A 13,350-nucleotide genomic window follows, 5' to 3' on the forward strand; every position below is an offset into this window, starting at 1 on the left:
GTTCAGCCCTTCTCCGTGATCGGTTGCGTTGCAGCCGCGCTCGCCGAAGTCGCAGTCGTGTCGGAGTCGACCTCGGCGGCGATCTCCTCGAGTTCTTCACCGCCGGCCGCGGTCCCGAGGTACACCTCCTGGACCTTCGGGTTCGCCTGGACCTCGGCGACCGTGCCCTCGGCGAGCACCCGACCCCGCGCGAGCACGGTGACCGATGTCGCGAAGGACCTCATGAAGTCCATGTCGTGCTCGACGACCACGACGGTGCGCTCACCGCCGATGCGGCGCAACAGGTTCCCGGTCTCCTCACGCTCTTCGTGGCTCATCCCGGCGACCGGCTCGTCCAGCAGCAGCACCGAGGCGTTCTGCACCAACAGCATCCCGATCTCGAGCCATTGCTTCTGACCATGGGCCAGTACGCCCGCGGGTGTGTCGGCCAGGTCCTGCAGGCCGATGGTTTCGAGCGCCTCGGCGATCGAGTCGGGGATCTGCGTCGGTCGACGCCGCAGCATCGTCCACACCGAACGCCCGGCGCCCGCGGCGATGTCGAGGTTCTGCAGCACACTCAGTTCCTCGAAGACGCTCGCGGTCTGGAAGGTCCGGCCCACCCCGAGCCGCGCGATCTGGTGCACCTTCTTGCCGACCAGTTCGACACCGGACTTCTGGATCGAACCGGTGGACTTCACCAGGCCGGTGATGGCGTCGATGATGGTGGTCTTGCCGGCACCGTTCGGACCGATCAGGAACCGCAGATCACCCTGCAGCAGTGTGAGATCCACGTCGGAGACGGCCTTGAAACCGTCGAACTCCACGCTGAGACCGCGCACTTGGAGGTAGTCGCTGTCCATCCCGGCGTTGCCGCCGGCGACCGGCGGGTGCCCGACGACCGTCGATTCTGCTTCGGTCATGACGACGCTCCTACCTTGCTGCTGGTGTGTTCGTCGATGTCGCCGGTCGGGGACGAATCCGGCGCTCTCTTCCGGCGCCACTTGACCAGTGCTCCCAGGCCGGCCAACCCGGCCGGGAAGAACCCGACGACCACGATGAACAGGATTCCCTGCGCATATGTCCAGCCGGACGGGAAGCTCTCCGACAGACTGGTCTGCGCCCAGGCCACCGCGATGGCGCCGAGGACCGGGCCGAGAAGCGTTGTGCGCCCGCCGATGGCGACGCCGATCAGGAAGGCGATGGACGGTACGATCCCGACGTCGGCGGGCGAGATGATGCCGACGATGGGAACGAACATGGCGCCCGCGATGCTCGCGAACAGCGCCGCGATCGCGTAGGCGACGACCTTGGTGTTGGCCGGGTCGTAGCCGAGGAACCGGACCCGCTCCTCCTGGTCGCGCACGGCGACCAGCAGTTCGCCGTACCGGCTGTACATCAGCTGACGGGTGATCGCCACGACGGCGAGCAGGATGGCCGCGGTGATGAAGAACAGCAGCTGCCGGTTCACCGGGTCGTTCAGGGCGAGCCCGAAGAAGCTGCGAAAACGGTTGAGGCCGTTGCTGCCACCGGTGGTCTGCTGACCGATGAGCAGGATCGCGAAGGCGGCGGCCAGCGCCTGGGACAGGATGGCGAAGTAGGCACCCTTGACGCGCCGTTTGAACACGCCGAGACCCAGCAGGATCGCCAGCAACGTCGGTACCAGCAGGATGCCCAGGATCGTCACCACCGGTGAGGCGAAAGGCTTCCAGTACCCGGGCAGATCGCTGATCCCGGCGATCTGCATGAAGTCGGGCACGTCGTCGCCGCGCAGTTCCGCGTCGGAGATCTTGAGGTGCATGGCCATGATGTACGCACCCAGCCCGAAGTACACACCCTGGCCGAGAGTGAGCATGCCACCACGACCCCAGGCCAGGCCGATGCCCACCGCGACGATGCCGAAGCAGAGGAACTTGCCGAGCAGGTTGAGACGGAAGTCCGAGAGTACGGCGGGCGCGACCGCGAACAACAGGATGGCGGCGACGCCGAAGCCCGCCCAGACCTTCCAGGAACTGCTGAAATAGTCCTTCACACAAGACTCCTCGACTGGACCGTGAACAGTCCCTGCGGCCGGATCTGCAGGAAGATCACGATGATGACGAACACGGCGACCTTCGCCACCGACGCCGTCGTGTTGTATTCGATGAACGAGTTCAGGACGCCGAGCGCGATGGCCGCGATGACCGCGCCCTTGATCTGGCCCAGCCCGCCGATGACGACGACCAGGAATGCGTCGATCAGATAGGTCATCCCGGTGTTCGAGCTGGTGGAGCCGATCAACGTCAGTGCGACCCCGGCGATGCCGGCGAGTCCCGAACCGATGAAGAACGTCGTGATGTCGGTTCGGCGGCTGGAGATCCCGCTCGTCTCGGCGAGATCCCGGTGCTGGACAACGGCGCGGATGCGACGACCCATCGGCGTGTACTTCATGGTCACCGCGATCGCGGTGACCGCGACGATGGCCAGCAGCATGATGAACAGGCGCGTCTTCGGGACGACCGCGCCGAGGATGTCGACGCCGCCGGACAACCACGACGGTGCGACGACGTCGACCGCCGGCGCGCCGAAGATGTCGCGGGCGAGCTGCTGGAGGATCAATCCGACTCCGAACGTCACCAGGAGTGTGTCCAGGGGGCGGTCGTACATGCGCTTGATCAGGGTGACCTCGAGGAGAACGCCCATCAGGCCGCCGACGAGGAACCCGATGACGAGCGAGACCCGCAGGGACACCCCGGCATTGGAGATCAAGTATTCCTGCACCGTGTACGCGGTGTAGGACCCGGCCATGATGAACGACCCGTGGGCCATGTTGATCACGCCCATCTGACCGAAGGTCAGGGACAGGCCGAGAGCTGCGAGAAGCAGGATCGAACCGAGACTGAGCCCGGTGAAGAGCTGTCCGATAACGGTTTCCACGTGTCTATCCGTTCGTCGTCGGCGAGTGCCGTGTTCGCCGGGAGGGACCGTGCGCGACCCGTCCCGCGTCGCTGGAGCACGCGGGACGGGTCGTCGACGGTGTCAGTTGCTCAGGCCCTCGGCCCACGGGTACGACTTCAGGTAGGGGTCCGGCTCGATCGGCTGACCCGAATCCCACACCGTGTAGATCAGTCCGTCGCCACGGATCTCACCGATGCGCGCGGTCTTGGTGATGTGGTTGTTCTCGCCGTCGATCGTGACGAGCCCCTCCGGAGCATCGAAAGTGACTCCGCCGGCCGCCTTCTGGACGTCGGCGACGGCGAACGACTGAGCCTTCTCGACGGTGTTCTTCCACAGATAGACCGAGACGTAGGCGGCCTCCATCGGGTCGGAGGTCGGCTTGTTGGCACCGTAGGCGGCCTTGTAGTCACGGACGAACGAGGCGTTCACCGGGTTGTCGACGGTCTGGTAGTAGTCCCACGCGACCAGCTGGCCCTCGATGTTGTCCACACCGATACCGCCGACCTCTTCCTCCGCGATGGACACCGAGACGACCGGCATGGCCTGCGGGGTCAGTCCGACGTTCTTGTACTCGCGGAAGAACGCGACGTTGGAATCGCCGTTGAGAGTGTTGAACACGGCGTCGGCGTCGGCGGTACGGACCTTGTTGACGATCGTCGAGAAGTCCGTCGAACCGAGCGGGGTGTAGTCCTCGCCCTTGATCTCGATGCCGTTGGCCTCCGCGTACGCCTTGATGACACGGTTGGCCGTCTGCGGGAACACATAGTCGCTACCGACGAGGTAGAGCGACTTCACGCCCTCCTCTTTCAGGTACTCCAGGGCCGGCACGATCTGCTGGTTCGTCGTGGCGCCGGTGTAGAAGATGTTCGGCGACGACTCCAGGCCCTCGTACTGCACCGGGTAGTACAGCAGCGAGTTGTTGTCCTCGAAGACCGGCAGCATGGCCTTGCGGCTCGACGACGTCCAACCGCCGAACACCGCTGCGACGCAGTCACTCGAGATCAGCTTCTCGGCCTTCTCCGCGAAGATCGTCGGCTCGGAGGCCCCGTCCTCGCCGATGAGCTGAATCTGTTTGCCCAGCACTCCGCCGTTGTCGTTGATCTGATCGACGGCGAGCTTGATCGAGTCACGCACGGTGACCTCGGAGATCGCCATGGTGCCCGACAGCGAGTTCAGCGAGCCGACCTTGATGGTGCTCCCGGAGGTGTCGACACACGATTCGGCGCTCGATGCCGATTCCTCGCTGGCCGAACTGCCACAGGCGCTCAGGACCAGCGCCACCGCGGACAGCGCCGCGGGGACCAGGATGCCGTACCGCCGACGGCGTGACCGGGTCGGGGCGGACGGCGGGATGTCCGCCGGCGGGGGGCCGGGCGGCAACGGAACAGACGGCATCGGCGAAGCCTTTCTCATTACGTCTCAGGTCCACTCAGATGGGGGCACGACGAACACGCGGCCTGTCACCGCGTGACCCCCGATGAGATACGCGTCGCAAGCCTTGCGATCTGGCGTATGGGAGGTAAACGTAAATTGACTTTGTTACACCGGCGTGACGTGAGATGAAATCGATGTTTCCGCTTCCGGACCCGCCGTCACGATCTGATGCCGGCGAATTCCGTTGCCTTCATTGATGTTTCGGAGCAACCCGGTTTGACACGAGCGCCCACAGCGGCTAGTGGGCGAACGAGGCCTCGATTTCGGCACGGGTACGCTCGGGGTCAGATCCGAGTTCATAGCGCGGAAGCGTGTGCGGCACCGTCGTCCCGTGCGCCACGCGACGACGAGCGGCTGCGAACTCCGGCGCCTCCCCCATTGTCAGGTGGGCGGAGTTGATCAGACCCCACACCGCACTCCGGCGCGCACGCCGTTCGACCGGATTGGGCGGGCGGTACATGATGAGCTGCTGGGCCCAGCGGGGCATCGTGTCACGGATCGCCCAGTCCACGGCGCCCTGGGCCGGGTTGCGTACGTTCAACCCGGTGGCCATCGCATTGCCATGTGTCAGTGCGAGTTTCGGCAGATACTCGGCCAAGCAGGTCAGGGTGTCGGCTTTGGTCGTGGGCAGGTCGGCCCCACCCAGCGCATGACCGACGCGCACGAATTCCCGGTAATAGCCGTCGAGTTCGGCGCCCCGTAGCGGCTGCGGGTGGTAGATCTCGTGCGCGGTGGCGATGCCCCAGACGACGGTGGCATAGTTCCAGCGAAGCCAGGCCGGATCGTCGGCGTCGTAGGCCGCACCGTCGGGCCGCACACCTTTGATGGTGTGGTGCATCGCGCGCACCGTCCGTGCCAGTCGCTCGGCGGACTCGGTCGAGCCGTACGCGGTCCCCATGAAGAAGGCCAGCGAGTGCCCGAGTCTGGTCATCGCGCCGTCGGGGTCGATGGACAGGGTCGGGGTTCCGTCCTCGCGACGCCGGACCAGCCGTGAGTGCTGCACACCCATCCAGAAGATGCTCGGGTCGAGACGCTCCAGGTACGACGCGCACTGCAGACCGAAGATGAGCGCGGGCGTGTGCGAATGGACGTACCAGGTCGCGCTGCCCGGGCCGAACCAACCCGGATCGCCGGCTGGATTCTCGAAGTCCATACCGCGGAAGAACTTCGCCCGGACGTGGGCATCGAACTTGCCGTTCAGCCAGGACCCGACGAACTCGTGCGGGAGGGGAACCGGAATCCAGTCGGTCGACGGCAGTCGGAGAGGAGCCATCGACACAGTCATCTACAGACCTTCCGCTCGGGTCGACCATTGGTCACGGTCGTACCCAGAGTAACTCTTTGGGTACAGTCGTGACCAGATCTGTGCGGGGCACGTTCGCGGCCGACTATGGTGAGCAGATGTCCTCACCGACCCGCTGGGCGGGCGTACCGCTCGCGGACCGGCGCGCGGAGCGTAGAGCGGCCCTGATCGCGGCCGCCTTCGACATCTTCGGAGGCGTCGGCGCGGAAGCCGAGCTGTCGGTTCGCTCTGTGTGCCGGTATTGCGGCTACAACACCCGGTACTTCTACGAGAGCTTCTCCGACACCGACGATCTGCTCGGCGCGGTCTACGACACCGCGACGGCGGAACTCGGTGCGGTGGTCGAGGCCGCGATGCGCGAGGCGGGCCCCTCGGTCCGGTCACGCACCCGTGCGGGTATCCGGGCGGTCCTCGGCCACGCGTCGTCGGATCCGCGGCGCGGCCGCGTGTTGTTCACCGCCGGGGTGACCAATCCCGTTCTCGCCGAACGGCGGGCCACCACCCAGGGCATGCTCCGCGACCTCGCGTTCGCCGAGGCCGACGCCCGCGACACCGACCGCCTGACGAGCCGGGTGCGGGCCGCGATCTTCACCGGCGCGATGGCCGAACTGGTGCAACAGTTCTTGGCCGGCAGCCTGGGTGACGACCTCGACCGCGTCGTCGACGAGGCGATGGCGACCCTCCTGCCTACCCGAGACGTTTCATGAGACCGCGATCGAGGGCCCGGATCATGACCAGGCAGCCGAGGCCGGACAGGATCAGGCCGGTCGCGAAGATCGCCGGGAACCCGAACAGGTCGCCGACGATTCCGGCGGCGAACCCGGCCGCGCCCTGCACGCCGACCACGGCGCACGCGAACAAGGTGTAGTCGCTGCCCTCGTAGCCCTGCTGGCACGCATCCATCATCAGGGTGAACACCGCGACGGTCGCAGCGCCACCCAGGATGTGCTCGGCGAGGCTGGCCGTGACCACCAGCCAGAAGCCGCCGACGCCGATCGACGCGACCAGATACAGTCCGAGACTGAGTGTCTGGGTGACGCCGCCGACGAGCAGTGCGTGCCGCCGACCGTAGGTGTACGCGAGCCACCCGCCGAGCGCGGCGCCGCCGAGCGCTCCGGCCGACGACAACGCACCTTCGACGAGCGCGATCTGGCCCAGTGTGAGTCCGATGTCGGACATGAACGGGCCCACGAGCGCCGACGCCATCGAGTTGCCGAACTTGAACGCGCCGACGACGAGGATGAACGTGATCACGCCCGGACGTCGGAGGCGCGACGACCAGCCCGTCAGCAACAACCCGGGCGACACCCGCTTCGACGGTGTCGGCTGCGCATCGCCGGTCGGTCGGCTCGGCTCACGGGCGAGAAACCACACGCCGACGGTGACCGCGAACAGGAGCACCGCCATCACGACGAACAAGGTGCGCCAGCCGGCGAACGAGAACAGCCAGAGGAGCCCGCCGCCGCCGGCCATCATGCCGATTCGGTACGCGCCCACCTGGATTCCGTTGCCCAGACCGCGCTGACGCGGCTCCAGCATCGACACCGCCAGCCCGTCGGTCGCGATGTCCTGCGTCGCCGACAGCAGGTTGATGACCGCGATGCCGATCAGGAGCCAGACCAGGGACCCGGACAGATCGAGCGTCGCCAAGACGAGTGCGACGACCGCCGACGACAACTGCAGGGACACCAGCCATCTGCGCCGGGTGCCGTAGGCGTCGACATAGGGCGCCCACAGGAATTTCAGACCCCAGGGCGCGAACAACAGTCCGTACACGCTGATCTGGGTCAGTGAGTAACCCTCCTCGCGGAGGATGACCGGCACCGCCTGGCTGAAGAAGCCGTAGGGCAGGCCCTGCGCGAAGTAGAGAACGGTGAGCAGCGACAGCGTGCCGACCGCCAACCGGCCCGAGCGCACAGTCGACATGGGTGACATCATGCCGCACCGATGTGAGTGTGGCGGTGGGCGGTCGGTCAGCGCGTCAGGGCGAGCCGGTGGCGCGCGATGCGATGCCGTCGAGAATGAGCTGCAGCCCGAATTCACGGTCGTCGGACTCCCCGCCCGCGCTCTGCATCGCCGCGAACAGGTACGGATACTGCGCGGGATCGGCGAGACCGGTCAGCACCTGCTCGAAGTCCGACTCCACATCGGTACCCGTCGCACGACGCATCTCGATCTCCAGCCGGGTTGCCGACAGCACATACTGGGCGAGCAGGCCGAGGATCTCGAGTTTGTCGTCACCGGGCAGGTCGAAGTCCTTCAGGATCTCGAAACCGGCCTCCATCCAACGCATTCGACGCGGCCCCGGGACCGCGACCGTCAGCGGCAGTTCGAGGAACCAGGGGCGTTCGACCATGCCGTCGATCTGCGCCCGCGTCCACGCCGCCAGATCCTCGCGCCACTCCCCTCGGCGCGGCGGCAACGGGAGCTGTCCCGCCACCGCGTCCACCATGAGGCTCAGCAGCTGAGCTTTGCCGGACACGTGGCGATACAGGGCCATGGCCGAACAGCCGAGCGCCTCGCCCACGCGCGCCATGGACACCGCGTCGAGGCCGTCGGTGTCGGCGATCGCGATCGCGGCGTCGACGATGCGGTCGAGATCGAGGGCCGGCTTGGGACCACGGCTGCCCGCCCTGCCACCTGTCCACAGCCGTTGCAGCGTCTCGTCCCCACCCTCTGCCATTCGCGGTCCTCTCGGTCGGCGACCCTTGCCGTCGCGCACAACTGCGTCTACTGTACGCAGTTACTGCCATAAACAGTTTCACTCGTAAACAGATTGGAGTCCGACATGACCGTCCCGGACCGTTCGTCACCCATGCCGGTCGAGGCCGTCGGCCTCACGAAATCGCTGGGCCGCGGGGACTCCCGGGTGCCCGTCCTGCGCGGGCTCGACCTCGACGTCGGCGCCGGGGAGGTCGTCGCCCTGCTCGGCCCCAACGGCGCGGGTAAGACGACCACGGTGCGCATCCTGTCCACCCTCACCCGCCCCGACGGAGGGACCGCGCGCGTCGGCGGCTTCGACGTCGTCGCCGATCGCCGCCGGGTCCGCGAGATCATCAGTCTCACCGGGCAATACGCGGCCGTCGACGACAAACTCACCGGTCGCGAGAACCTGAGGATGATGGGTCGGCTCGCGCACCATCCCCGCCGCACCGTCGATCACCGCGTCGACGAACTCCTGCTCGCCTTCGATCTCACCGACGCCGCCGACCGACTGGTCGCGACGTACTCCGGCGGTATGCGCCGGCGTCTCGATCTCGCCGCGGGACTCCTCGACCGGCCGGTGGTCCTCTTCCTCGACGAGCCGACCACCGGCCTCGACCCGCGCAGCCGTCAGATGCTCTGGCAGGTGATCGACGACGTGGTCACGCAGGGCACGGCAGTCCTTTTGACCACGCAGTATCTGGAGGAGGCGGACCGCCTCGCCGACCGCGTGGCCCTCATCAGTGGCGGCCGGATCGGGACCGCCGGTACACCGGCCGACCTGAAACGCCGCGTCGGCGAGGCCGCGCTCGAGTTCGTCGTGCCGACTGCGGCCGACGCCGCAGCACTCGCCTCCGACCTGGCGGCTTTCGGGCCCTCGGTCCAGTCGACCATCGTCCGCGTGCCCACCGACCGGTCGGTGGCCCACACACGCGCGGTCCTCGATCTCGTCGATCGGACCGTCGCCACCGTCGACTCCTGGGAATTGCGTTCTCCCACACTGGACGACGTATTTCTCGCGGCGACCGGACAACCCGCCGAACCGGCCACCGGGAACGAGGTCGCGGCATGAGTCCCACCACTGCCCTCGCCGAGGGCTCGTCGTCGAAGCGACTTCGGCACCTGCAGATCGACGCGACCACGATGTTCGGGCGATCGCTGCGCATGATGAGCCGCGATCCGGACGAGTTGATCCTCGCGCTCGTCCTGCCGATCGCCATCATGCTGATGTTCGTCTACGTCTTCGGCGGCGCGATGTCGGTGGGTACCGACTACATCACCTACGCGACTCCGGGAGTCATCCTGCTGTGCGCGGGCTACGGCGCGTCCAATACCGCACTGGCGGTGGCGAACGACATGAACGGCGGCGTCATCGACCGCTTTCGGTCGATGCCCATCGTGGGCGCGACCTTGGTGTTCGGCCATGTCGCGGCCAGCCTGGTGAAGAACTCCGTGTCCACCGCGGTCGTCCTGATCGTCGCGGTCGCCATCGGTTTCCGGCCGTCGGCGTCGCTGTTCGAATGGCTCGGTGCCGCCGGGATGGTCCTCGCCTACATCCTGGCCATCACCTGCCTCGCCGCGTTCATCGGCGTGGCGGTGCGAACGCCCGCCGCGGCAGGCGGTTTCGGCTTCGTCATGCTCTTCCTGCCGTATGTATCGAGTGCGTTCGTGCCACCCGAGACGATGCCGGCCTGGCTGCGCGGCTTCGCCGAGGCACAACCGGTCACACCGGTCATCGAGTCCATTCGAGCCCTGCTGGTCGGCATGGGCACCGGCGGGTCACCGGTGCACGATCTGACGTCGACAGCGGTGACGGGCCTGGCCTGGTGCGCGGCGATCGCGCTGGTGTCACTCGCGGCGGCCGGCTGGGTGTTCGCGCGCAAGGGGCGGTGAGGCGAGGACGCCGACTAGCCTGTCGCGCCACGGGTGAACGGTGTTGCCGCCTTCTGCGGCGAGGCGCCGGGCCGGGGGCGGTACCCGCTCACGATGGACATCCGGTTGAACGCGTTGATGGTCACCGCCGCCCAGATCAGCACCGCGGTCTGGTCGGTGTCGAGGATGTCCGTCGCCCGGTCGTAGGCGAGGTCGGCCGCGTCGTGCGCCGGCAGTTCGGTGACGAGCTCGGCGATCTCCAGGGCCGCCTGCTCGACGTCGTCGTAGAGGTCCGGCGCATCCCGCCACCCGGCCATGACGTCGATCTGCTGCGTCGTCAGACCCGCGGAGCGGCCCAGTTGCGCATGGAGATCCATGCAGAAGGCGCAACCGTTGAGCTGCGAACACCGCAGGTTCACCAATTCCACGAGGGACCGACTCAGCCCGATCGATTCGGCGGCCGCGGCGACCTCGGCCGATACCGCGATCAGCTTTCGGTAGACCTGCGGCGTGGTCTTGTCGATTCGCACCCGTTGCGCAGGCATGGCCCCACAGTAGACATCAGCCCGTCACAGTGGGAAACAGGCATCAGCCCGCCATCGCGGGAAACGCCAGCGCCACGAGCATGAGGGCGAACAGGAACCACGCCGCGCCCTGCCACATCGGCCAGTTGCCGCCCCGGCGATAGGTGCGGTAGGCGTTGACCAGCGCACCGATCCCGCCGAGAAGGAACACACCGGGGACGAGCGACGCGAGGACGATATTGGCGCGGTCGACGGCGAGGAAGACCGCGCAGGCCACCGCGCCGAGCGCGACCACGGCCACGACATACAGGGCCGCGGACCGGTAGCTTCCGGTGTCCTGCCAGCGCTTCTCGACGTCGGCGCGTCCACGGTCGGCTGCATTGTGCGGATCAGTCATGGTCCAGCGATACCCTGCCGGGCCGTCCGGCAATCACCTCGCCGCGCACCCCGTCACACGAATCCCCCACCCCTGGTGGGTAGGACTACTCATCCATGCCGGGGCGAGGGCGGTCATCGTCGACACATGAACTCTCCCAGCAGCACATTCGGCGGCGATCCGAGTACTGCCACCCTGGCGCGGATCTCGACCGAGTTCGACGCGATAGCACGCCAGATGTCCACCGTGTCAGCCGAATTCGCCGAGCTTCGACGCATCGTCGCCCAGCCCGACGAGCCTGCTCACGACGTCGCCCCCGCACCGCAATCCGCCGTGCAGCCACCCGCCGCCGGCCTCACCCCACCGACGGTGGCGGCAGCTCCTGCGCAGGCCGCGGGACCCCAGCCCACACCCCCGTCCCGGCCCTGGTTGCCGACGGCGCCGCCACCGGTAGGCCACCAACGACCCCCGATCGGTCCGCCTGTCCCGCAAGGTCCTCCGCCGATGCCCGGCCCGACGGGTGCACGACCGTATCCGGTCGCCTCGCCTCCGCGGCCGGCCGGGCCGTCGATGTCCGACCGGATCGGCGCGGCCGCCGAACGCGGGTTGATCGGCAAGATCCTCGCCACCGCCGGCGTCGGCGTGACCCTCATCGGTGTCGCACTGCTCCTCATCCTGGCCGCGCAGGCGGGAATGCTCCGGCCGGAATTCCGCGTCGCGGGTGGCGCAGTCCTCGCCGCAGCGCTCGTCGCCGGCGGGATGTGGTTGCGCGGGCGGGCCGACGGCCGGATCGGTGCCATCGCGCTGACGGCCACCGGCATCGCGGCGGGTTACCTCGACGTCCTGGCCGCGACCAAGATCTACGACTGGTTGCCCATCGTCGTGGGCCTCGGAGTCGCGGGACTCGTCGCCGCGGCTGGGCTCGCGCTGGCCCATCGGTGGCGCAGCGAACACCTGGGGCTGCTCGTCGTCGTGCCGTTGATCGCTCTGGCACCGGTGCTCACCGGCGGACTGGACACCAACCTCATCGCGTTCATGGTGGTCCTCGCCGCCGCTTCGGCGTGGGTCCAGCTCGGTCGCGACTGGATCTGGCTGCATGTCGTGCGGCTCGCCGCGCCCACGATTCCGTTGACCCTGGTCGGTGTCCTCGCGCTGGCCGGGTGGACGTCGGCCGGTGCCGCCGACACCGTCTTCGCGGCCGCGGTCGTCGTGGTCGTCGTGCTGGGGGTCGCCGGCGCCCTGATCGCGATGCCCACCACGCAGTTCCGGGAGACTCTGGCCGGTCTGGCGAGTGCGACGACCATCCCCGCACTGTTCGCCGGAGCGGTGATGAACATGCCGGGCGCGGTGATCCTGCAGACCTGCATCGCCGGCGCGCTGATCGGAACCGTGTTGATCGGATCCGGGCTTCCCGACTCGCGTACCGGCTCCACCCCGCGCGTGCCCGACGTCGTTGCGCAGATCTGGTCCGCGACCGCTCTTCTGCTGCTGTTCGTCGCCGTTCTGGTGGCCTTCGACGGCACGGTGGCGATCACCGTCCTGCTCGGCCTGGCAACGGTGACCGCGCTTGTCGCCCGGACATGGTCGACGACCTCGCGGGTACTTCTCGCCGGTGGCTCGGTCCTGTGGGCCATCGGTTTCGCGGCGCTACTCGACGCGGCGCCGCCGTATGTGCTCGCCGATGCGGACCTGATGCGACGGGACGCGTCTCTGGGGATCGTCGTGGCGAGTGTGTTCGCGGCCGCCGGCGCCCTGGTCCTGGCCGCCGGGTGGGCCCGCCTCACCGACGAGAAGGTCTCGCGCGCAGCCCATATCGCCGGCGGAGTGGTCGTCGTCTACGCACTCACCGCGGTCAGTGTGACCGCGGGCGTCCTGGTCGCCGGGTCGGACGGCTTCCTCGCCGGTCACGTGCTGGCGACAACTTGCTGGATGGTCCTCGCGGGGACGGCGCTGGCCTATGCCCGGCGTCGCACCGGTGCCGCACGTACCGCCGCGGTCACCGGGGGTCTCGTCCTCGTTGCCGCGGCGATGGCGAAACTGTTCCTCTTCGACCTGGCCACCCTCGACGGGATCTTCCGCGTGATCGTGTTCATCGTGACCGGACTCATCCTGCTCGGCCTGGGCGCCTGGTACGCCCGCGCCCTCCAGGACGAAACGGCCGAGCCGGATTCGGCGACAGCCGTATGACCCTGCCGACCCGTATGACGTCGTGCCCGGAATGCGGG

General features: G+C 67.7%; 13 protein-coding genes. 4 read left to right on the forward strand and 9 right to left on the reverse strand.

All coding sequences use genetic code 11. The annotated features are described in order from the left end of the window. Window positions 1-2 precede the first annotated feature (2 nt). From urtD to ACFVHY_RS23560, 5 genes are all read right to left on the reverse strand, one after another. Window positions 3-899: an urea ABC transporter ATP-binding protein UrtD gene (urtD, locus tag ACFVHY_RS23540; protein ID WP_058252493.1), complete on the reverse strand. Its 897-nt coding sequence runs from the start codon at window positions 897-899 to the stop codon at window positions 3-5. Next, on the reverse strand, window positions 896-2,008 hold the full coding sequence (gene urtC / locus ACFVHY_RS23545) for an urea ABC transporter permease subunit UrtC (RefSeq protein ID WP_390275779.1): 1,113 nt from the start codon (window positions 2,006-2,008) through the stop codon (window positions 896-898). Before urtC ends, urtD begins: the two co-directional genes overlap by 4 nt. Continuing rightward, a complete protein-coding gene (urtB, locus tag ACFVHY_RS23550; RefSeq protein ID WP_390275780.1) occupies window positions 2,005-2,892 on the reverse strand; it encodes an urea ABC transporter permease subunit UrtB in 888 nt (295 codons plus the stop codon). The genes urtC and urtB overlap by 4 nt, the downstream gene beginning before the upstream one ends. 102 nt (window positions 2,893-2,994) lie before the next feature. After that, a complete protein-coding gene (gene urtA / locus ACFVHY_RS23555) occupies window positions 2,995-4,308 on the reverse strand; it encodes an urea ABC transporter substrate-binding protein (protein WP_091344393.1) in 1,314 nt (437 codons plus the stop codon). Between the two features lie 277 nt (window positions 4,309-4,585). Continuing rightward, window positions 4,586-5,632 (reverse strand): oxygenase MpaB family protein, encoded by a 1,047-nt coding sequence (locus ACFVHY_RS23560; RefSeq protein WP_390275781.1) that lies wholly within the window; start codon window positions 5,630-5,632, stop codon window positions 4,586-4,588. A gap of 116 nt (window positions 5,633-5,748) precedes the next feature. On the opposite strand from ACFVHY_RS23560, the gene ACFVHY_RS23565 reads away from it, so the two are divergent. Then, window positions 5,749-6,357 (forward strand): TetR/AcrR family transcriptional regulator, encoded by a 609-nt coding sequence (locus tag ACFVHY_RS23565; RefSeq protein ID WP_390275783.1) that lies wholly within the window; start codon window positions 5,749-5,751, stop codon window positions 6,355-6,357. Here ACFVHY_RS23565 and ACFVHY_RS23570 read toward each other — a convergent pair. Continuing rightward, window positions 6,338-7,576, reverse strand: coding sequence for an MFS transporter (locus ACFVHY_RS23570; RefSeq protein ID WP_390275784.1), 1,239 nt, complete (start codon window positions 7,574-7,576; stop codon window positions 6,338-6,340). The genes ACFVHY_RS23565 and ACFVHY_RS23570 overlap by 20 nt on opposite strands. 55 nt (window positions 7,577-7,631) lie before the next feature. Then, window positions 7,632-8,333: a TetR/AcrR family transcriptional regulator gene (locus ACFVHY_RS23575; RefSeq protein ID WP_390275785.1), complete on the reverse strand. Its 702-nt coding sequence runs from the start codon at window positions 8,331-8,333 to the stop codon at window positions 7,632-7,634. A gap of 105 nt (window positions 8,334-8,438) precedes the next feature. Between ACFVHY_RS23575 and ACFVHY_RS23580 the strand changes: the two genes are divergently transcribed. Together ACFVHY_RS23580 and ACFVHY_RS23585 are read left to right on the forward strand one after the other, a co-directional pair. Beyond that, the gene (locus tag ACFVHY_RS23580) at window positions 8,439-9,425 is read left to right on the forward strand and encodes an ATP-binding cassette domain-containing protein (RefSeq protein ID WP_390275786.1); all 987 of its coding nucleotides are present in this window, start codon (window positions 8,439-8,441) and stop codon (window positions 9,423-9,425) included. Beyond that, on the forward strand, window positions 9,422-10,246 hold the full coding sequence (locus ACFVHY_RS23585) for an ABC transporter permease (RefSeq protein WP_390275787.1): 825 nt from the start codon (window positions 9,422-9,424) through the stop codon (window positions 10,244-10,246). The genes ACFVHY_RS23580 and ACFVHY_RS23585 overlap by 4 nt, the downstream gene beginning before the upstream one ends. A 14-nt stretch (window positions 10,247-10,260) precedes the next feature. Here ACFVHY_RS23585 and ACFVHY_RS23590 read toward each other — a convergent pair whose 3' ends face one another. Both ACFVHY_RS23590 and ACFVHY_RS23595 read right to left on the reverse strand, forming a co-directional pair. Next, on the reverse strand, window positions 10,261-10,770 hold the full coding sequence (locus ACFVHY_RS23590; protein WP_064571125.1) for a carboxymuconolactone decarboxylase family protein: 510 nt from the start codon (window positions 10,768-10,770) through the stop codon (window positions 10,261-10,263). Between the two features lie 43 nt (window positions 10,771-10,813). Then, window positions 10,814-11,146, reverse strand: coding sequence for a hypothetical protein (locus tag ACFVHY_RS23595; RefSeq protein ID WP_390275788.1), 333 nt, complete (start codon window positions 11,144-11,146; stop codon window positions 10,814-10,816). Window positions 11,147-11,272: 126 nt separating this feature from the next. On the opposite strand from ACFVHY_RS23595, the gene ACFVHY_RS23600 reads away from it, so the two are divergent. Beyond that, complete coding sequence (locus tag ACFVHY_RS23600) at window positions 11,273-13,312, forward strand: DUF2339 domain-containing protein (RefSeq protein ID WP_390275789.1); 2,040 nt, start codon at window positions 11,273-11,275, stop codon at window positions 13,310-13,312. Window positions 13,313-13,350 lie beyond the last annotated feature (38 nt).

The organism is Gordonia sp. NPDC127522, from assembly GCF_042672305.1.
Lineage (GTDB): Bacteria > Actinomycetota > Actinomycetes > Mycobacteriales > Mycobacteriaceae > Gordonia > Gordonia hongkongensis.